17 protein-coding genes are annotated in these 19,386 nt (G+C 73.1%); 8 read left to right on the plus strand and 9 right to left on the minus strand.

Annotated features, from left to right (window positions below; translation table 11 throughout):
- Positions 1 to 293 precede the first annotated feature (293 nt).
- Positions 294 to 977: a GPP34 family phosphoprotein gene (locus AB0B63_RS17695; RefSeq protein ID WP_208568622.1), complete on the plus strand. Its 684-nt coding sequence runs from the start codon at positions 294 to 296 to the stop codon at positions 975 to 977.
- A 187-nt stretch (positions 978 to 1,164) separates the two neighbouring features.
- Here the strand turns inward: AB0B63_RS17695 and AB0B63_RS17700 are convergent, their stop codons facing one another.
- From AB0B63_RS17700 to AB0B63_RS17715, 4 genes are all read right to left on the minus strand, one after another.
- Positions 1,165 to 1,368: a DUF397 domain-containing protein gene (locus AB0B63_RS17700; RefSeq protein ID WP_357019683.1), complete on the minus strand. Its 204-nt coding sequence runs from the start codon at positions 1,366 to 1,368 to the stop codon at positions 1,165 to 1,167.
- Positions 1,361 to 2,245, minus strand: coding sequence for a helix-turn-helix transcriptional regulator (locus tag AB0B63_RS17705; RefSeq protein WP_357019686.1), 885 nt, complete (start codon positions 2,243 to 2,245; stop codon positions 1,361 to 1,363). Before AB0B63_RS17705 ends, AB0B63_RS17700 begins: the two co-directional genes overlap by 8 nt.
- Positions 2,246 to 2,862: 617 nt before the next feature.
- Entirely contained in the window at positions 2,863 to 4,581 is a 1,719-nt protein-coding gene (locus AB0B63_RS17710; RefSeq protein WP_357019689.1) for a phospho-sugar mutase, read from the minus strand.
- 114 nt (positions 4,582 to 4,695) lie between these two features.
- The gene (locus tag AB0B63_RS17715) at positions 4,696 to 6,867 is read right to left on the minus strand and encodes a protein kinase (protein ID WP_357019964.1); all 2,172 of its coding nucleotides are present in this window, start codon (positions 6,865 to 6,867) and stop codon (positions 4,696 to 4,698) included.
- Positions 6,868 to 7,097: 230 nt separating this feature from the next.
- Here AB0B63_RS17715 and AB0B63_RS17720 point away from each other — a divergent pair, with 230 nt between their 5' ends.
- Positions 7,098 to 8,681: a methylmalonyl-CoA mutase family protein gene (locus AB0B63_RS17720; protein WP_208568618.1), complete on the plus strand. Its 1,584-nt coding sequence runs from the start codon at positions 7,098 to 7,100 to the stop codon at positions 8,679 to 8,681.
- 695 nt (positions 8,682 to 9,376) lie between these two features.
- Positions 9,377 to 10,639 (plus strand): amidohydrolase, encoded by a 1,263-nt coding sequence (locus AB0B63_RS17725; RefSeq protein WP_208568617.1) that lies wholly within the window; start codon positions 9,377 to 9,379, stop codon positions 10,637 to 10,639.
- Here AB0B63_RS17725 and AB0B63_RS17730 read toward each other — a convergent pair.
- Positions 10,596 to 11,612 carry a DUF4349 domain-containing protein gene (locus AB0B63_RS17730; RefSeq protein ID WP_208568616.1) on the minus strand — a complete coding sequence of 339 codons (1,017 nt, stop codon included), beginning with the start codon at positions 11,610 to 11,612 and terminating at the stop codon, positions 10,596 to 10,598. The genes AB0B63_RS17725 and AB0B63_RS17730 overlap by 44 nt on opposite strands.
- A 122-nt stretch (positions 11,613 to 11,734) precedes the next feature.
- Between AB0B63_RS17730 and AB0B63_RS17735 the strand changes: the two genes are divergently transcribed.
- From AB0B63_RS17735 to AB0B63_RS17750, 4 genes are all read left to right on the plus strand, one after another.
- The gene (locus tag AB0B63_RS17735) at positions 11,735 to 12,364 is read left to right on the plus strand and encodes an MBL fold metallo-hydrolase (protein WP_208568615.1); all 630 of its coding nucleotides are present in this window, start codon (positions 11,735 to 11,737) and stop codon (positions 12,362 to 12,364) included.
- Positions 12,365 to 12,367: 3 nt separating this feature from the next.
- Positions 12,368 to 13,414, plus strand: a complete 1,047-nt coding sequence (locus AB0B63_RS17740; protein ID WP_357019695.1) for a hypothetical protein — start codon at positions 12,368 to 12,370, stop codon at positions 13,412 to 13,414.
- Positions 13,415 to 13,445: 31 nt separating this feature from the next.
- Entirely contained in the window at positions 13,446 to 14,195 is a 750-nt protein-coding gene (locus tag AB0B63_RS17745; RefSeq protein ID WP_357019968.1) for a hypothetical protein, read from the plus strand.
- Between the two features lie 224 nt (positions 14,196 to 14,419).
- Positions 14,420 to 15,376: a GNAT family N-acetyltransferase gene (locus tag AB0B63_RS17750; protein ID WP_208568613.1), complete on the plus strand. Its 957-nt coding sequence runs from the start codon at positions 14,420 to 14,422 to the stop codon at positions 15,374 to 15,376.
- A gap of 175 nt (positions 15,377 to 15,551) precedes the next feature.
- On the opposite strand, the gene AB0B63_RS17755 is transcribed toward AB0B63_RS17750, so the two are convergent.
- The gene (locus tag AB0B63_RS17755; RefSeq protein WP_208568612.1) at positions 15,552 to 16,007 is read right to left on the minus strand and encodes a gamma-glutamylcyclotransferase; all 456 of its coding nucleotides are present in this window, start codon (positions 16,005 to 16,007) and stop codon (positions 15,552 to 15,554) included.
- 106 nt (positions 16,008 to 16,113) lie between these two features.
- Here AB0B63_RS17755 and AB0B63_RS17760 point away from each other — a divergent pair, with 106 nt between their 5' ends.
- Entirely contained in the window at positions 16,114 to 17,517 is a 1,404-nt protein-coding gene (locus AB0B63_RS17760; RefSeq protein WP_219467012.1) for an NAD(P)H-quinone dehydrogenase, read from the plus strand.
- Positions 17,518 to 17,637: 120 nt separating this feature from the next.
- Here the strand turns inward: AB0B63_RS17760 and AB0B63_RS17765 are convergent, their stop codons facing one another.
- From AB0B63_RS17765 to AB0B63_RS17775, 3 genes are all read right to left on the minus strand, one after another.
- Positions 17,638 to 17,970 carry a helix-turn-helix transcriptional regulator gene (locus AB0B63_RS17765; RefSeq protein WP_357019700.1) on the minus strand — a complete coding sequence of 111 codons (333 nt, stop codon included), beginning with the start codon at positions 17,968 to 17,970 and terminating at the stop codon, positions 17,638 to 17,640.
- The gene (locus tag AB0B63_RS17770) at positions 17,967 to 18,287 is read right to left on the minus strand and encodes a type II toxin-antitoxin system RelE/ParE family toxin (RefSeq protein WP_357019971.1); all 321 of its coding nucleotides are present in this window, start codon (positions 18,285 to 18,287) and stop codon (positions 17,967 to 17,969) included. The genes AB0B63_RS17765 and AB0B63_RS17770 overlap by 4 nt, the downstream gene beginning before the upstream one ends.
- A 68-nt stretch (positions 18,288 to 18,355) precedes the next feature.
- Positions 18,356 to 18,991, minus strand: a complete 636-nt coding sequence (locus AB0B63_RS17775; RefSeq protein WP_357019704.1) for a DedA family protein — start codon at positions 18,989 to 18,991, stop codon at positions 18,356 to 18,358.
- Positions 18,992 to 19,386 lie beyond the last annotated feature (395 nt).

Here is a 19,386-nt window from a genome sequence, read left to right on the forward strand (position 1 = left end):
GGCGGCATGCCTCGCCCCGGCTTGCGGCGGCATGCCTCGCCCCGGCTTGCGGCGGCATGCCTCGCCCCGGCTTGCGGCGGCATGCCTCGCCCCGGCTTGCGGCGGCATGCCTCGCCCCGGCTTGCGGCGGCTGCCTCGCTCAGCTTGCGGCCGGCATGCTCCGTTTCCGGCCCGCCCAGCTCCGGTGTCTCCGGGCTGAGCTGGCGGGTGGTCGGGTCGGTCGCGGGGGTTGCCTTCCCACCCAGAGCGAGTCGGTGAGCGCGGGGTGCGTTCAGGCGCTACCGTCTCGGGCCATGACTGGTGTTGCGCTGGCCGAGGAGTTGCTGCTCCTCGCGTATGACGATGAATCCGGCAAGGCGACCATGCCCCGGATCAGCCTCGACCTGGGGATGGCCGCCGCCGTCCTGGTCGAGCTGGCCCTTGCCGGCCGGATCGCGTACGTCGACGGGAACCTGGTGGTGACCGACCCGACGCCGGTCGGCGAACCGATCCTGGACGGGGTGCTGGGCCGGATGGCCGCCGACACCCCGCACAGCCCGTCCTCCTGGGTGCAGCGGCTGCGGCACGGCCTGCGTGACCGCATCCTCGGCGACCTGGTCGACCGGGGCGTGGTGCGTGACGTCGAGGAGACCGAGCTGGACTTCATCGTGGTGCACCGCTACCCGACCACCGACCCGTCCGTGGAGCAGGACAGCCGGCGTCGGCTGGCCGAGGCGCTGGCCGGCGAGCAGTTGCCCGACGAGCGGACGGCGGCGCTGGCCACGCTGGTTGCGGTGCTGCGGATGGAACCGGCGCTCGGCCTGACCGGCAGCGCGGCGCAGGACGCCCGGCGGCGGCTGGAGGAGATCGCGGGCGGGGCCGGTTTCTCCGGCACGATCAGCCTGGAGGAGTCGGTGGTCCGCCCCTCGGTGGCCCTGGTCGTCACCGCCCTCGGCCAGGCCGTCGACCACGCACTCGGCAAGCGCGCCGTGAGCTGACCGCCACCACACGCGACCCCGCTGGTTGCGCGGGAGCCTCGCAGTTTCCTGGTTGTAGTGGCATCCATCCCGCTCGGATGCCACTACAACCAGGAGACTGAGTCGATCATGCTGTGCGGAGTGTGTGCCCAGGGCCGGCAGACGGCCAGGGTGGTGGCGGTCTCGGTGCGCGGGGCGGTGAGTGCCGTCAGTGGGTGAGCCGGTGCGCCTTGAGGTCGGTGACGAAGGCGGACCAGGCGGCGGGTGGGACGGTGAGGGCGGGGCCGGTCGGGTCCTTGCTGTCCCGGATGCCGATGATCCCGGGGAGGTTGTCGGCCACCTCGACGCACTCGCCGCCGTTGGTACCGCTGCGGGTGCTGGTGCGCCAGCGGGCGTCGGTCAGGTCAGGCATGGCACTCTCCCCGGATCGCATCAATCAGCTCGGTCGATTGTCCCGGGTCGAGGGCGAGGGAATCTAGCCCCTTCCAGACCCGCTCGTAGGCGGCGATCTCTGCCGGCTGGTCGAGGTAGAGCGCCCCGGTGAGCCCTTCGACGTAGACGGTCGGCGGCTCGCTCGGGCTGCCCAGCGCCGAGGGCGGGAAGTCGAGCAGCACGAAGGTGCCGGCCTCGGCGGCCAGTGGCGGCCCGGCGGCCAGCGGCAGCACCCGGATCGTGATGTTGTGCCGCTCACCGACGGCCACCAGGTGCCGGAGCTGGTCGGCCATCACCGACCGGCCGGGCACCGGGCGGCGCAGCACCGCCTCGCTGAGGATCACCGTCAGCGAGGGGGCCGGCGGCAGTCGCCGGGCCAGCAACCCCTGCCGCTGGATTCGGAGGCTGACGATCTTCCCTCGCTCCTCCTCGCCCAGCTCGGGCCGGTTGTGCTGGAAGAGCGCGGTGGCATAGCCGGGGGTCTGCAACAGCCCCGGCACCAGCTCGGCGTTGTAGTAGCGAATGCTGCTGGCGACGTTCTCCAGGCCGACGTAGAGCGAGAACCAGGACGGCACCGCGCTGCCGTGCGCGTGCCACCACCCCTCGGCCCGGCTCACCTCGGCCAGCCCCAGCAGCACGCTCGCCTGGTCCGGAGTGGCCCGGTACAGCTCGCAGAGCATCCGGACGTCCGGCGTCTTGGCCGACGTCAGACCCCGCTCGATGCGCCAGAGCTTCTGTCGTGAGCAGTCCAGCTCCCCGGCCGCCGCCTCGATGCTGAGCCTGGCGTCCTCCCGTAATTGGGTGAGTAACCTGCCGAGCTGCCGTCGGGGCACCGTCGAACTGTTTGTTTCACGCACCGTGCAACACCTTTCCGTCCTGAATGAAACAACGGGCCGCCGCCGATGCAACAGCGGGGAGGACGCATTTCGGTGGCGTCGGATAAATGGTGAGAGTGATGTGTTGATGCTAATCACGCGAGCGCTTTGTGAGCAAGGTGTGACACCAGGTGAGATTCGTGGCGACGGGGGGTCCGGGGGTGGATCGATCCCGCGAACGTGGGTGATCGGTCCCGGTCGACCGCCCGCCCCCGAGGCGATCGGTATGACCTGCTGGTGCTGGTGCTGGTGCTGGTGCTGGTGGGTGGCCGGGCCCTGTTGCCGGTCGGGCGTGGCGGCCAGGTGGCTGCCCGAACCGTCCCGCCGACCGCCTCTCCCACCCACCTGTCGAGCCCTTACCGCCAATTCGCCCGCCCGGATGCGGGCTGCGGGCGAGGCGCGCAATTTCCATGTTGTAGTGGCCTCCGAGGGGGACGGATGCCACTACAACATGGAAATTGAGTTGATCATGCAGTGCGGCGCGTGGGCGGGCAATGCGGCGCGGTGCGTGGGCGGCCAATGCGGCGCGGCGCGTGGCGGGCAATGCGGTGCGGTGCGGTGCGTGGCGGGGAATGCGGTGCGGTGCGTGGTGGGCGGGGTCAGATGCCGAGGGCGGTGGCGATCTCGGTGCGCAGCGTGGTGAGCGCCGCCGCCGCCCGGGTGCGGGCCGCCGGCACGTCCCCGTCCGCGACCGGCTCCACCACCTCCAGGTACGCCTTGAGCTTCGGCTCGGTGCCCGAGGGGCGGATCACCACCCGGGCGGCGGCGGTACGCAGGATCACCACGTCGGCGGCGGGCAGCAGGTCCTGCGCCTCGGTGACCGGTGCACCGAGCAGCGTGGTCGGGGTGGCCGCCCGGACCCGGGCCATCGCGTCGGCGATGATCCGCAGGTCGTCCACCCGGACCGACAACTGGTCGGTGTGGTGTACGCCGAACTCGGCGGCCAGCTCGTCCAGCCGGTCGGTCAGGGTGCGCCCTTGCGCCTTCAACCCGGCGGCCAGTTCGGCGACGGTCAGCGCGGCGGTGATGCCGTCCTTGTCGCGTACGTGCTCGGGGGCCACGCAGTAGCCGAGCGCCTCCTCGTAGCCGTACGCCAGCGGTGGCGTCCCACCCCCGGCCCGGACGATCCACTTGAACCCGGTCAACGTCTCGTCGTACGCCCGGCCCCGGGCCGCGCACATCGCCCGGAGCAGGGACGACGACACGATCGTGGTGGCGTACAGGCCGTCGACGCCGCGCCGCATCAGGTGGTCGGCGAGTAGTACCCCCACCTCGTCCCCGCGCAACATCCGCCACCCCGTCCCGGTGCCCGAGGACACCGGCTCGGCACCCGACGGGCCCGCCACGGCACCCGACGGCTCGCGGACCACCACCGCGCAGCGGTCGGCGTCCGGGTCGTTGGCGATCGCCAGGTCGGCTTCGGTGGCCCGGGCGAGGGCCACCAGTCGGTCCACCGCGCCGGGTTCCTCCGGGTTGGGGAAGCTGACGGTGGGGAAGGCCGGATCCGGTTCCGCCTGGTCGGGCACCACCCCCGGGGTCGGGAAACCCGCCCGCGCGAAGGTCGCCGTCAGCACCGCCGCCCCCACCCCGTGCAATGGCGTGTACGCCACCCGCAGGTCACGCGGCCCGCCCGCGTCGATCACCGCCACGGCCCGTTCCACGTACGCGGCGACCAGATCGTCGCCGAGCACCTGGCCGGGCGGCCCCAACGGCACCTGCGCCAGCGGGCCGACCGCCCGGATGGCCGCCTCGATACCGGCGTCGGCGGGCGGCACGATCTGCGCCCCCGCGCCGAGCGCCCCACCGAGCTGGGCACCCAGGTAGACCTTGTAGCCGTTGTCCTGCGGTGGGTTGTGGCTGGCCGTCACCATCACCCCGGCCACCCCGCCGAGCCTGCGCACCGCGTACGCCAGCACGGGGGTGGGCAGCGGCCGGGGCAGCAGCAGCGCCGGCCGGCCCGCGCCGGTGGCGACCTGGGCGGTGCGCTCGGCGAACTCCCGGGAACCGTGCCGGGCGTCGTACCCGATGACCAGCGGACCCTCGCCGCCCTCGGCGGCGAGCCAGCCGACCAGCCCGGCCGCCGCCCGGGTGACCACCGCGAGGTTCATGCCGTTCGGCCCGGCGCGCAGCGGGCCGCGCAGCCCGGCCGTGCCGAAGGTCAGCGGGCCGGCGAACCGGTCGGCCAGCTCCGGCGCGCTGGCCGGCAGCCGGTCGAGCACGGCCCGCAGCTCATCCCGGCTGGCCGGGTCGGGGTCGTCGTCGAGCCAGCGTCGAGCCTGGTCGCGCATCCGGTCGAGGTCAGTGCTTTCCGCCACCATGCCCCTTGATAGCACGGCGGCGGATCACCGGGTCCGGTCGACCCGGATCACCTTGCCGGGCGGTCCGGTCCGGCCCGCCCCACGAGCCGGTTCAGTCGGCTCTCGCGAGCCGGCTCAGCTGGAGCCGGTGAGCTGGAACGACTTGACCATCTCGTCGAAGATCGGCTTGCTCTCGGCGAACTTGGCGTCGTTGGCGGTGAGGTAGAACGAGTAGACCTTCCCCTCGTGCACCACCCCACGCCACACCCCGTGCCGCTTGTCGCCGCCGTCGCCGCAGGTGTACTCGAACTCGGCGGCCGACTTGCCGGCGAGGTTCTTCTCGCCCATCGCCAGCTGCTCGTAGGGCCTGGCGCAGGAACTCGTCCGGTTTTGTAGACCGTTCTCCGCCACCTCGGCCCAACGGGTCGAGGAGCCGCCGAACTTCTCGGTGAGGATGCGGACCTTGCGCCCTTTGTCCTGCGGGTCGACGTAGTCGATGTAGACCCCGCCGGTCGCCTTCTGCCAGCCCTTCGGCACGTTCACCCGGATGCCCCGGGCGCTGTGCTCCTGCATCGGCGGCAGCTCACCGCCACCGGCAGCCGGTGCGCTCGGGCCGGCCTGCGGGGGTGGGGTCGGCTCCGGGTCGCCGCCGCTGAACAGCGCCACCGCTCCGATCAGCAACACCACGGCCAGGCCGCCGGCCGCCGCGAGCTGGAGCTTGCGCGGCCAGCCCTTGACCGTGCCGACGAGTCGACCGCCGGCACCCTTCGCCCGGCCGAGCGCGCCACCGTCGGCCCCGCCCGGCGGCGCGGGTGGCGACGTCCACGACTGGCCGGTGCCGGGGATGGACCACTGTCCGCCGTACACCGCCTGGGTCTGCTCGGAGTTACCGCCACCGCCGTAGATGGCCTGGGTCGGCTCCGCCGCCCCGTAGCCGGACCGGCTGGTCTCGGTGCCCGCGCCGATCCGCTGGGTGGCGTCCGGGTGCCCACCGATGCGCTGGGTGGCGTCGGTGGTGCCGCCACCGATGCGCTGGGTGGCCTCCGGGGCGGCGCTCGGGGTGATCCGCTGGGTGGCCTCCGGCCGGCCGTACGTCCCGGCGGTCGGGCGGGTCGGCAGCGGGTCCACGGTGGGCCCGCCCGATGCCGGCATCGCATCGGTCGGGGTGTGCAGCGGGCCGGCGAACGCGTCGGCGCTGGTGTCGTCGAGGGCGGCGGCCGAGGTCGCCACCGGCTCGGGGCGTTCACCCCGGCGCAGCTTCGCCAGCCGGTCGGTCAGCGACTCACCGGCGGCCAGCATCGCCCGGCCACCGATCTGCCCGCTCGGCTTCGACTCGGCCGGCGGCGCGGTTACGGCCGGCGGCCCCGACGGGCGCTGCACCGGCACCACCGAGTACGGGTCGGTGATCGAGTTGACCGCCGTCGCCGTGCTGGTCAGCGGGCCGGCGAGCAGTTCGCGCAGCATCGCCCGCGCGGTGTGCACGTCGAGCCGGCGGGCCGGGTCCTTCTCCAGCAGGCCCATCAGCACCCGGGTCAGCGGGCCGCTGCGCTGCGGGGTGGCCGGCGGGTCCTCGACGACCGCGTGCATGGTCTCGATCGGGTCGCCCTTGTCGAAGGGGGGCCGCCCCTCGACCGCCGTGTAGAGGGTCACACCGAGGGAGAACAGGTCGCTGGGTGGGCCGAAGTCCTGCCCCATGGCGCGCTCGGGGGAGATGAAGTGCGGCGAGCCGAGCACCATCCCGGGGGTGGTGAGCTGGACGTCGGTGGGCATCCGGGCCACCCCGAAGTCGGTCAGCACACAGCGGCCGTCGGTGCAGATCAGCACGTTCGCCGGCTTGACGTCACGGTGCAGCACCCCGTTGGCGTGCGCCACCTCCAGCGCGCCGAGCAGCGCGATGCCGATCTTGGCGACCGCGCGTCCGGCCACCGGGCCGTCCTCGATCACCATGTCGGCGAGGCTGCGGGCGTCCAGCAGCTCCATCACGATCCACGGCCGGCCACCCTCGGTGACCACGTCGTAGACCTGGACCACGGCCGGGTGCTGGATCGCGGCGGCGGCGCGCGCCTCGCGCAGGGTGCGTTCGTACATCGCGTCCCGGTCGCTGGGGGCCAGCCCGGGCGGCAGGACGACCTCCTTGACCGCCACGTCGCGCCGCAGCAGGGTGTCTGTCGCGCGCCAGACCGTGCCCATGCCGCCGTTGCCCACCGAGGAGCGCAACTCGTACCGGCCGCCGATGATGGTGCCGGGTGCTGCGCGTCCGTTGGGAGGACTCACTGGTCCGCCGCTCCACGTCGGGATCTGAGTCACAGGAAAAGCCACCGGGAAAGTCGAGGGGGCTGGGACACAACGTCTCTATCTTGCTGGTTCCGACGCCCGATGCGAAACCCGACGCGGCGGACCTTTGTCCTATCCGACGCTACCGACCGCCATGCCGAACGGTGTGTACCTGGCCGTTCACCTGCCGTCGACCGATGCCGAACCGAGATGTGCGCCATCCCTCACCCCACCGATGCCGCCGGGCGTCCTACCATCCCTGGATGAGTGAAGCGCGGGCGAGCGAGTCGGGGTTCCCCATCAAGGGCGTCTACACGGCTGCGGACCTCCCCCCGGAGCTGGACTCCCGCCTCGGCGAACCGGGCCAGTACCCGTACGCCCGGGGGGTCTACCCGACGATGTACACCTCCCGGCCGTGGACGATGCGCCAGTACGCCGGCTTCGGCACCGCCACCGAGTCCAACGCGCGCTACCACCAGCTGCTGAAGGCCGGCACGATGGGCCTGTCGGTCGCCTTCGACCTGCCCACCCAGATGGGGTACGACTCCGACGACGCCATCGCCAGCGGCGAGGTGGGCAAGGTCGGGGTGGCGATCGACTCCATCGAGGACATGCGGCTGCTCTTCGCCGGCATCCCGCTGGACAAGGTCTCCACCTCGATGACCATCAACGCGCCCGGCTCGGTGCTGCTGCTGCTCTACCAGCTCGTCGCCGAGGAGAACGGCCTGTCCGGCTCGGCGCTCAACGGGACCATCCAGAACGACATCCTCAAGGAGTACATCGCCCGGGGGACGTACATCTTCCCGCCGAAGCCGTCGCTGCGGCTGGTCGCCGACACCTTCGCGTACTGCCGCAAGGAGGTGCCGAAGTGGAACACCATCTCCATCTCCGGCTACCACATGGCGGAGGCGGGCGCGACGCCCGCGCAGGAGATCGCGTTCACCCTGGCCAACGGGGTCGAGTACGTCCGGGCGGCGCTGGCCGCCGGGCTGGCGGTCGACGACTTCGCCCCCCGGTTGTCGTTCTTCTTCGTGGCCCGCACCACCCTGCTGGAGGAGGTCGCGAAGTTCCGCGCCGCCCGGCGGATCTGGGCCCGGCTGCTGCGTGACGACTTCGGCGCGAAGGACCCGAAGTCGATGATGCTGCGGTTCCACACCCAGACGGCGGGGGTGCAGCTGACCGCCCAGCAGCCCGAGGTGAACCTGGTCCGGGTGGCGGTGCAGGGGCTCGCCGCGGTGCTCGGCGGCACCCAGTCGCTGCACACCAACAGCTTCGACGAGGCGATCGCGCTGCCCACCGAGAAGGCCGCCCGGCTGGCGCTGCGTACCCAGCAGGTGCTGGCGTACGAGACGGACCTGACCGCCACCGTCGACCCGTTCGCCGGGTCGTACGTGGTGGAGGCGATGACCGCCGAGATCGAGGCGGCGGTCAACGACCTGATGGACCGGGTCTTCGACCACGGTTCGGCGGTGGACGCGATCGAGGCCGGGTTCCAGAAGCGGGAGATCGAGCAGTCGGCCTACCGGTTCGCCCAGCAGATCGACGCGGGGGAGCGGGTGGTGGTCGGGTTGAACCGCTTCCAGATCGACACCGAGGAGCCGTACGAGCCGCTGCGGGTGGACCCGACGATCGAGGCGACCCAGTCGGAGCGGCTGGCCCGGCTGCGGGCCGAGCGGGACGCCGGGGCGGTCGAGCGGGCGCTGGCCGAGCTGCGGGCCGCCGCCGAGGGTGACGAGAACGTGCTCTACCCGATGAAGGAGGCGCTGCGGGCCCGGGCCACGGTGGGTGAGGTCTGCGGGCTGCTGCGCCAGGTCTGGGGGACGTACCGCCCGAGCGACCGTTTCTGACCCCGGTCCGACCGCTGCGGTCCCGGCCGGTGTGCCGCCCGCGACCCGGCCGGTGTGCCGCCCGCGACCCGGCGGGCGGGCCGGGCCCCACGTTGATCCGCACGGCGACCTCCGCCGGCAGTCCGCTGCCGGCAGGGGTCGCCGTCGTCGTCCGGTCGGGGCCGCTAGGGGTCGCCAGGCCGACGCGCCCGGGGCTACCGTCGGTGACAGCCTGCGGTGGTGTGCCAGGTCGGCCCGGCAGGCGGCGGGGCGGCTCGGGTGGCCGGGGCGTGCGGCGCGGGGTTCGTGGGTAAACCCGGACGGGTGGACGGGACGGACAGCATGTCCGCGCGGGCCCGGAGACGCCGTGTCACCGTCGGGCACCGGCTGCTCACCCGGCGGCGTCGGCTAATTGTCGGACTGTCGGCCGCCCGGGGCGACCAATGCGACAATTCGGGTACGACGGCCCCGGATCGACGCCGATTTCGCGACCGCCCAATCGGTTACGCGTTGTAGGAGGTGGGGGGCAGATGACGGCGTCCGACCGCGATCTACCTGCTGTCCCGCAGATATTCGACCCCTCCCACCAGGGCTTACGTGACGCTGTGCGCTCCGATCACTACCGTAACGAGGTTGCGCAGCGTCACCGTCGGAGGTCTAGGCTGTCTGCTGTCCTCCCCGATGATCCATCCATTTCTAGTGATCGAGAATTCGACGTGACGAGTGCGTTGACGCTGCCGAACGGCAGCCAGCTGGCGTCGTCCTGGGCGGAGGCGCCGTCCGGGTCCCAGCCCCTGCCCCACGATCTGGATCACCTGCTCGCGCTGCGGGTACCCGGCCTGATCGCCACCCGCCGCCACCTCCACTCCCACCCGGAACTCTCCGGTGAGGAGTTCGAGACGGCGGCGCTGATCGCCCGGGAACTCACCCTCGCCGGGCTGCATCCCCGACTGCTGCCCAAGGGCAACGGGGTGATCTGCGACATCGACGGGCGGCCCGACGGCCCGGTCGTGGCGCTCCGCGCCGACATCGACGCCCTGCCGCTGACCGACGTCAAGGACGTCTCCTACCGGTCCACCGTGGACGGGGTGTGCCACGCCTGCGGCCATGACGTGCACACGGCCGTGCTGCTCGGCGTCGGCATGCTGCTGGCCCAGCTCGCCGACGCCGGCCAGCTCGACGGCCGGGTCCGGATGATCTTCCAGCCGGCCGAGGAGATCCTGCCCTGCGGCTCCCTGGAGGTCATCGAGGCCGGCGGCCTGGACGACGTGGTGCAGATCTTCGCCCTGCACTGTGACCCCAACCAGCCGGTGGGCCGGGTGGGGCTGCGGGTCGGTCCGATCACCGCGGCGGCCGACAACGTCACCGTCAAGCTCACCGGGCCGGGCGGGCACACCGCCCGCCCCCACCTGACCGTCGACCTGGTCGACGCGCTCGGCCGGCTGGTCACCGAGGTCCCGGCCCTGGTCACCCGCCGGGTGCCGGCCAACAGCGGGCTGCTGCTGGTGTTCGGCCACGCCTCGGCCGGCACCCGGTACAACGTCATCCCGTCCGAGGCGTGTGCGGCCGGCACCCTGCGGGTGATGGACCGCGACACCTGGGAACGGGCCCCGGAGATCGTCGCTCAGGTCGTCCGGGACGTCCTCGCGCCCACCGGCGCCACCGTCGACCTGGAATACCTGCGCGGCCGGCCACCCGTCAGCAACGACGCCCGCGCCATCGGCATCCTCACCGCCGCCACCGCCGCCGCGCTCGGCCCGGAGGGGATCGCGGAGACCCCGCAGAGCATGGGCGGCGAGGACTTCTCCTGGTATCTCGAACACGTCCCCGGTGCGCTGGCCCGGCTCGGCGTGGGCCGCGCCGGGGGCCCCACCATGGACCTGCACCGGGCGTCCTTCGACGTCGACGAGCGGGCCATCCCGGTCGGCGTGCGCGTCATGGTGCAGACCGCGTTGCGGGCACTGGCGGCGGCCCGGTAGGAGCCGGCGGGTGACCCCCGCCGCCCGGTCCACCAGGCATCGGTGCGCGTCCCCCGCCGACCGGACCCGTCGGCGGCGGGGGCTGCCGCCGCCGGCCCCGCCGCCGCAGCACCACCACGAGCGCCGTCACGGGCACCCCGATGATCAGCAGCCAGGGCAGCAGCGCCCCGAGCACGGTGAGCAGTACGCCCATCGAGGCGAGGAAGACGGTCCAGCCGCCGCGCAGGCCCACCATGAACCCGGTCCGGTCCGCCGGTTCGTCGTCGGCCGTCGAGGCGTCCCGGCCGACGAAGGTCACCGTGATCGTGGAGAGCGCGGTCAGGTCGGCCAGCCGACGCTTCTTCGCCTCCAGCGAGGCCAGGTCCGCCTCCCGGCGGGTCACCTCGTTCTCCAACGAGACCAGCTCCGCCACCGTGTCGGCCCGGGCCAGCAGCCGGCGGGCGCTGTCCACCCGGGCCCGCTGGGTGACGATCCGGGCGTCCAGGTCGACGGTCTCCTCGGTGACGTCCTGGGTACGGATCTCCCGGCGCTGCTGCCGACCGTAGGTGGCCAACTCGTCGACGAGCGCGGTGAACTTCGCCGCCGGCACCCGCAGTTGCAGCTCCGCCTGGGCGGACGCGTCGACACTGCGACGCTGGTCGCCGCCGACGAACCCGCCGGTGGCGGTGACCGCGTCCACGGCCCGCCGGGCGGCAGCCTCCACGTCGTCGACCTGCACCCGCATCGTTCCGGTGTAGATGATCGCGCGCTGGTCGACCCGCAGGTCGGCCGCGCCCGTACCGGCCTGTCCCTTCGCCGCGTCGCGGTCCGGCGCCGCGCCGCCCGGCGCCCCCTGCGCCGGCGCCTTCTCCTGCGGCGCGGAACCGGCCGAACTGCCGTCGCGGTCGTCCGCCCCGCACCCGGCCAGCAGCAGCGCCGCCAACCCGATCGCCGCCAGGGCCCGCGCCCCACCGGCCGCTGTCCTCAGTGTCATCCCCGCTCCCGTCGTCGTCCGTCCCCCCGGTTCCGGGGCGATAGCTCGGACGCGGCGCACGGCCGCCCCGGTTCCGGCAGACTGCGCTGAGGACATCACGATTCGATAAGCGAGGAGTCACGATGCGACTCACCAAGTTCTCGCACTCCTGTCTGCGCATCGAACGCGACGGGGCGGTGCTGGTCGTCGATCCGGGTGTGTTCAGCGAGGCGGCGGCGCTGGACGGGGCGGACGCGGTGCTGGTCACCCACGAACACCCCGACCACCTCGACACGGCCGCGCTCGCCCGCCGGCTGGACCGGGAACCCGTCCCGGTGTACGGCCCGGCGGCGCTCGGTGCCGTCCTCGGCGACGCCGCGGCGGCCCTGACCCCGGTCACCCCGGGTGACACGTTCACCGCCGCCGGCATCCCGGTGAGCGCCGTCGGTGGCCGGCACGCCGTGATCCACCCCGACATCCCGGTGGTGGACAACATCGGTTACCTGATCGACGGCACGGTCTACCACCCCGGCGATGCGCTGTACGTCCCCGAGGGGGTCGAGGTGGACACGCTCTTCGCCCCGATCCACGCACCCTGGTCGAAGTTCTCCGAGGTGGTCGACTTCATCCGGGCGGTCGCCCCGCGCCGGGCGTACGCCCTGCACGACGCGCTGCTCAACGACAACGGGTACGGCGTGCTCGACCGGCAGTACACCGCGCTGTCCCGCACCGAATACCAGCGGCTGGAGCCGGGCAGCCGGATCGACGCCTGAGCCGTGGCCGTCGACGAGTCCACGCTGGCCCGGCAGCTCTACCGCACCCCGCCCGACCGGTTCGTGGCCGCCCGCGACGCCGCCGTCGCCGAAGCCCGCCGGGTCGGGGACGTCGCCACCGCCCGGCGGATCGCCGGATGGAAGCGGCCCACGGTGGCGGCCTGGCTGGTGAACCTGCTCGCCCTGGACCGGCCCGAGCTGGTCGCCGACCTCGGGCCGTTGGCCGAGGCGCTGCGCACCGCCCAACGCGATCTCGAGGGGGCCCGGCTGCGGGAGTTGTCCGCCCAGCGGCGGGAACTGGTCGCCGCGCTGGTCACCGAGGTACGCCGGATCGTCGCCGACATTCCCGACGCACCGCCGGCCACCCGACTACCACTGGCCGAGGTCGAGGCCACCCTGCACGCCGCGCTCGCCGACACCGGGGTGGCCGGGCAGGTCCGGTCCGGACGGCTGCTGCGGGCGGTGCACCACTCCGGGTTCGGCGAGGTGCCCCGCCCCCAGCTGCGGCTGGTCACCGGCGGCGTCGCCGAGGAGGCGACCGGTGGCAGGGCGGCGGCTGGTGGTGGCGCGCGGGCGGCCGGGGGTGGGACGACGGCCGGTGGTGCCGGGGCGGCGGCCGGTGGTGCCGGGGCGGCGGCTGGCCGCGTACCGGCGCGGGAGGCGGACCAGGGCGGTGCGCGACGGGCCCGTGACGAGCGGGTGGCGGCGCGGGCCGCCCAGGCCGAACGGGCCAGGCGTCGCCGCGCGTTGGACCGGGAGTTGGCGGCGGCGCGGGCCGCCCAGCGGCAGGCGGAGCAGGACCTGGACGGTGCGGCGACGGCCGAGCGGGCGGGTGTCGACGCGCTCGACCGGATCGAGGGGGAACTGGCCGAACTGGAACGCCGCCGGGCCGCCGCCGAACAGGAGCTGAGCCGGGCCAAACTGGCCCGTCGGGCGGCTGAGCGGGCACTCACCGCTGCCCGCCGCCGCACCGGGGAGGTCGAGGGGGTGATCGAGGCGGCGGACGCCGAGGAGGCGGACCCCACGGCGGACGCTGAGGGGGCAGACTGAACACGATGAATGCGTGCATCGGGCGGTCGGGATGACGCCGGAACAGGTCGCCGCCGGCAGCAAACCCGCCGTGCTGGAGCTGGGGGAGCTGTTCAGCCGCTGCCCGGGGACCCTGCGGCGGGCCAGGACGATGGGCATTCCCGGCTGGGCGTTCTATGTCACCGGGCGAGCCGGCGCGTTGGGTGACATCCGCGCCGAGACGGTGGCGGCGGCGCTGGGGTTCCTCGCCCCGGAGGCCGTCGCCGACGGGTGGGACACCGCCGTGCGGGTGGTCCGACCGTTGGAGGTGGCCACCGCGAACCTGACCGAGTGCTGCCGGTGGGGTGCCCAGCACCTCGACGACCTGCCCGACACACCCCGGCTGACGGCCCTGCTGGAACGGGTGGTGGCCGCCGCCGACGCGACCGGCATGCCGCTCTTCGCGGCCTGGCGGGCCATGCCGCTGCCCGAGCACACCGAGGGGGCCCGCGCTGCCGTGGCACTGCTGCTGCTGCGGGAACACTTCGTCGGGGCCTACCTGCTGGCGGTGCGGGCAGCCGGGATGACACCGCTGGAGGCCGTACTGGCCGGGCCGGAGGGGGAGGCCGGGGCGGCGGCGTGCGGGTGGTCCCCGCCGTACCCGCCGGTCGGGCCGTTGGTGCGGCGTCGGCTCTGGGCCGAGGCGGTGACCGATCGGTTGTCCTCGGCCGGGTTCCGGGCGCTCCCCCCGGCCGAGGGCCGGGAGCTGATCGAGTTGCTCACCGACGTGCGGGCCCGGCTCCGCGCCGAAGCGGACGGCTGACCGACTCCCGGCCGGCCCGGCCCGGTGCGCCCGGCCCCGGCCCGGTGCGGCCGGTCCCAGTCGGCCCGGCCCGGGTGCGGTGCGGCCGGTCCCAGTCGGCCCGGCCCGTGCGGTGCGGTGCGGTGCGGTGTGGTGTGGCCGGTGCGGGCGGCAGTTCGGTGCGGCCGGTCGGCGACCCGAAAAATCAGCGGCGGGGCGGCGGGCTGGCTGCCAGGATCTGCGGCGTGACGCTCCCCGCCGGCTGGACCGCCCGCCGCCCCACCCTGGACGACGTGCCCGCGCTGCTCGCCGTGGTGCACGCCGCCGACACGTTCGCCATCGGCCACCCCGACTTCGACGCCGACGACGTCCGGGCCGCGCTGACCGCGCCGTTCTTCGACCCGCAGCACGACTCCTGGGTCCTGACCGATCCTGATCAGCAGGTGGTCGGCTGGACACTTGTCGACAACCCGACCGGGGTGGGCCGCGAATACCTGGACGTCTTCGTCGATCCGGAGCGCGCGACGGAGCAGCGGGCCGTACTGCTCGACCGGATGCTGCGCCGGATCGCCGAACGTGCCACCGAGCGGGGCCGGCCCGCGCTGACCGTCCGCGCCGCCGCCTGCCCGCCGGAGACCCGCTGGGCCGGTGAGCTGACCGCCGCCGGTTTCACCCGGGCCAAGCGGTACCTGCGGATGAGCCGGTCACTGGCCGACCTGCCCGCCGAACCGCCACCCCCACCCGGGGTGACCGTCCGGCCGCTGCGCCCCGACGACGAGGCCGACCTACGGCTGTTCCACCGGATCCACGACACGGCGTTCCGGGACACCCCGGACTACGAGCCGATCGGCTTCGAGGGCTGGCGGGACCGGCTCACCGACGGCGGGCGGGTCTGGGACGAGTGGTTCCTCGCCGAGGTCGACGGCGAGCCGGCGGGCGCGCTCAACTCGTCCGACCAGGCGCTGGAACAGGACATGGGCTGGGTGCGCACGCTGTCGGTGCTGCCCGCGTACCGGCGGCGCGGGGTGGGGGCGGCGCTGCTGCGGCGGGCGTTCGCCGTCTACGCGGCCAAGGGCCGGGGTCACGCCGGGCTGGGGTTCGACCTGGCCAACCCCACGACGCCGGTCACCCTCTACCGCGCGGTGGGGCTACGCGAGACCCGCTGGATCGATCTGTACGAGCGGAGCGTGCCCGCCACCTGACCGGCCCGGCACGCGCCGGCCGCCCTGGTGTGTGCCGGCTGTCCCGGTCGGCCCGGCACGCGCCGGCCGCCCTGGTGCGTGCCGGTCGGCCCGGTGTGTGCCGGAGCTGACGCCCGACGGGGTCGCCGTCGGGCGTCAGCGACGCCGGTAGCACACTGGACGGGTGCGACACGCGTTACGCCGAGGCGGTGCCGGTGGGGCGGGACCGCAGCTCGGAGACGTAGTCGTCGGGTGCGCCCGCCTTCTCGGCGGCGTTGGCGATCTCCGACAGGTACCAGGCGGTCGGCAGGCCGCCCTCGTAGCCGTCGAAGACGTACACCCAGGCGGTCACGTCACCGTCCAGCGTCAAGACCCGCACGGTGAGCTTGCGGTACGTGCCGGCGGTGACGCCCTCCAACTCGTCGAGCTGGGCGGCGTCGTACGGGTCGATGTCGTAGAGCGCCACGAAGACCCGGTCGCCCGGGGACTCGACCACGGTGCTGACGGACCCCTCCCAGCCGATCACGTCCTCGCCCGCGAAGGTCAGCCGCCACCCCTCCAGCCAGCCGACGCCCACCATCGGCGAATGCGGACAGTAGGCACGCATCCGGGCAGGGTCCAGGTTTGAGCCGTAGGCCGCGTAGTGACGCACGGCGATGACGATAGCCCGGCAGACGGGTGGGGGAGAATACGACGGTGCGTGTCGCACGGGTTCGGGAGAAGAAAGTCACTGTGAACACCGAGAGAGGGCGAGGGCTGTGAGCCACATCGTGATCATCGGCGGGGGGCCGGCCGGCTACGAGGCGGCCCTGGTCGCCGCCCAGCTGGACGCCGACGTCACCGTGGTGGAGGCCGACGGCGCCGGAGGTGCCTGCGTACTCTCCGACTGTGTCCCGTCGAAGACCTTCATCGCCAGCTCGGAGGTGGTGACCGGCTACCGGGACACCGAGGCGTTCGGCATCCACTCCGACGGCCTGGAGGCGGTCACGGTCGACGCCCGGGCCGTGCACGAGCGGGTGAAGCGGCTCGCCCTGGCCCAGTCCGCCGACATCCACGCCAAGCTGATCAAGGCCGGGGTGACCTTCGTCGCGGGCACCGCCCGACTCGGCGAGGACACCCTGGGTCACACCCACCGGGTCGTCGTCACCCCGACCGACGGTGGCGAGGAATACTCGATCGCCGCGTCCACCGTGCTGGTCGCGACCGGTGCCACCCCGCGTCAGCTGCCCACCGCGTTGCCCGACGGGGAGCGCATCCTCACCTGGCGGCAGGTGTACGACCTGCCCGAGTTGCCCAGCCACCTGATCGTGGTGGGGTCCGGCGTCACCGGTGCCGAGTTCGCCAGCGCCTACCAGGCGATGGGGGTCGAGGTGACGTTGGTCTCCAGCCGGGACCGGGTGATGCCGCACGAGGACGCCGACGCGGCGATGGCCATCGAGCAGGTCTTCCGCAGCCGGGGCATGAGCATCCTCAACAACTCCCGGGCGGACGCGGTCCGGCGTACCGACGACGGGGTGGAGGTGGTCCTCTCCGACGGGCGGGTGGTGACGGGCTCGCACGCCCTGATCGCCGTCGGCTCGATCCCGAACACCGCCGGCCTCGGCCTGGCCGAGTACGGCGTCGAGCTGGCCAAGGGCGGTTACGTCACGGTCGACCGGGTGTCGCGTACCAACGTCCCCGGTATCTACGCCGCCGGCGACTGCACCGGCGTGCTGCCGCTGGCCAGCGTGGCCGCCATGCAGGGCCGGATCGCGATGTGGCACGCCCTCGGCGAGGCGGTCCGGCCGCTGCGGCTGCGGACCGTCGCCGCGAACGTCTTCACCGACCCGGAGCTGGCCACCGTGGGTGTCTCGCAGGATGAGGCGGACGCCGGCCGGACCCTGGCCCGTCAGGTGATGCTGCCGTTGACCGGCAACGCCCGGGCGAAGATGGACGACCTGGCCGACGGCTTCGTCAAGCTGTTCTGCCGTCCGTCGACCGGTCAGGTGATCGGCGGCGTGGTGGTCGCCCCCAAGGCCAGCGAGCTGATCCTGCCGATCACCATGGCGATCGAGAACAACCTCACCGTCAACGAGCTGGCGCAGACCATCACCATCTATCCGAGCCTGTCCGGTTCGATCACCGAGGCCGCCCGCCAACTCATGCTGCACGAACTCGAATGACCCGATGACCTCGGCGGGCGTCGGTCGAGCAGCTGACCGACGCCCGACCGTGCGACGTCAGCCGCAGTGGAGGCTGACGTGCGGTGCCGGTCGACCGACAAGCCGACCGGCGGTGGCATCTCAGGCCACGTTGAGTTGGATGTTCCCGATGCGGACGACCACGTCCACCTGACCGCCAAGTCCGGTGACGTACGCGCGAAGGGTCTCCAGGCTGGTGTGTTCGCCGGTCTCGATCTGGCTGATCCTGGCCTGGGACAGGCCGGATGCCTCGGCGAGTTGCTGCTGGGTCATGCCGAGCTGCCGGCGGATCTCGGCCAGTTGCGCGCCGCTCACCGAGGCGAGCATCTTTTCGCGGAACCGGCTGCGCCGGGCGATCCGCTCGGGGTTCTCCCAGGAGGGGTCCAGCTCGCGGGCCTTGGCTTTGACCTCACGCCAGTCGGATCCGTTGCTCATCGTTGCGCTTCCTTCAGTGCGATCAGATGCTCCCCGAACCTGGCGTCGGCGAGCGGGACGGCCCTCTGGTACCAACTCTGCCACTGTCCCGACTTGTCACCAGCGACCAGAAAGACCGCCTCGCGTTGCGGATCGAAGGCGAAGATCAGCCTGATCTCCGTGGTGCCGCTCGACCCCGGGCGCAGTTCCTTCATGTGGTGGAACGAACTGCCCTTGAGGCGGTCCACCAACGGACGTCCCAGTGCCGGGCCATGCTCGGCAAGAAGATCGATGGCTTCGCTGACCAGATCTGCGCTTGGGGGGTCGGCGCGACACAGCTTGAGAAACCACGCCTCCACCTCAGGATGCAGTTTGATGTCCCACACCCCGTCAATATAAGCAAACCTTATGCCGGTGGGGATGTGGACGCGCTCAGGTCGGTGCGGGTGTCCCGGCTGGCGGCGCGGGCGCTGAGCAGGGTCATCGTCCAGCCGGCCGCCCCGAACCCGACCGCCGCCGCGGCCGCGATCAGCCCCAACCGCCAGGCCGATCCGGTGAGCGCGGTGCCGCCGAGGTGGCCGACCATGGCCCCGTAACTGGCCCAGCCGACGGCGGCCAGCGCCTCGTAGCAGAGGAACAGCCGGTAGGGGTAGCGGCTGCGGCCGGCGGAGAAGCAGGCCGCCATCCGGCCGCCGGGCACGAACCGGCAGAGCAGGATGGTCAGCGGTCCGGGGCGGCGCAGCCCCCGGGTGACCCGACCGGCGACCCGGCGGGCCCGACCGGGTGCGATGTGCCGGGCCGGTCGCCGGTGCGGGGCGCTGCGGCCGAGCAGGTAGCAGGCGAGGTCGCCGACGAAGACGCCGAGCGCCCCGACGCCGATGGTCAACGGCAGGCTCAGCCCACCCACCACGGTGAGCGCACCGCCGGTGATCATGACGGCCTGGGTGGGGATGACCGGCACGAAGGCGTCCGCGACGAGCAGGCCCATCAGCAGCAGGTACGCCAGCAGGGGTGATGCGACGTCAGTGAGTAGCTCGGGCACGACTGCCACCTCGCCGGTCAGGGTCGATTCCAGGCACCGAGCCTCCCGGTGGCTTCACCCGCACCGGCACCCGGACCGGCAGGTGGTGACCACGGACACCACCGGGGCCTGCTGGGGAGACCGCGCGACTGCGCGCCGTGTGCCGCCGGTAGCAGCGTGATGGGCCGCCTGCCGTCTGCCGCTCGCGGTCCGCCGTTCGCCGCTCGCCGCCCGGAGGGGGTCGGCGGATCGTCGGTCGTCGGCGTACCGTTGGGTACGCGGCCCCCCACCCGTCGGGTCCCCCGTTCCTGACGAGCGGGCCGCCGTGGGTCGCCGGCAGGTCCCGTGCCGGCGACCCTCCTAATCTCCACCCCGGTGAACCCGGACAGCCGCGTGCTGACCAGCGGGAACGCCTC

Source organism: Micromonospora sp. NPDC049081 (assembly GCF_040648835.1).
GTDB lineage: Bacteria > Actinomycetota > Actinomycetes > Mycobacteriales > Micromonosporaceae > Micromonospora > Micromonospora antibiotica.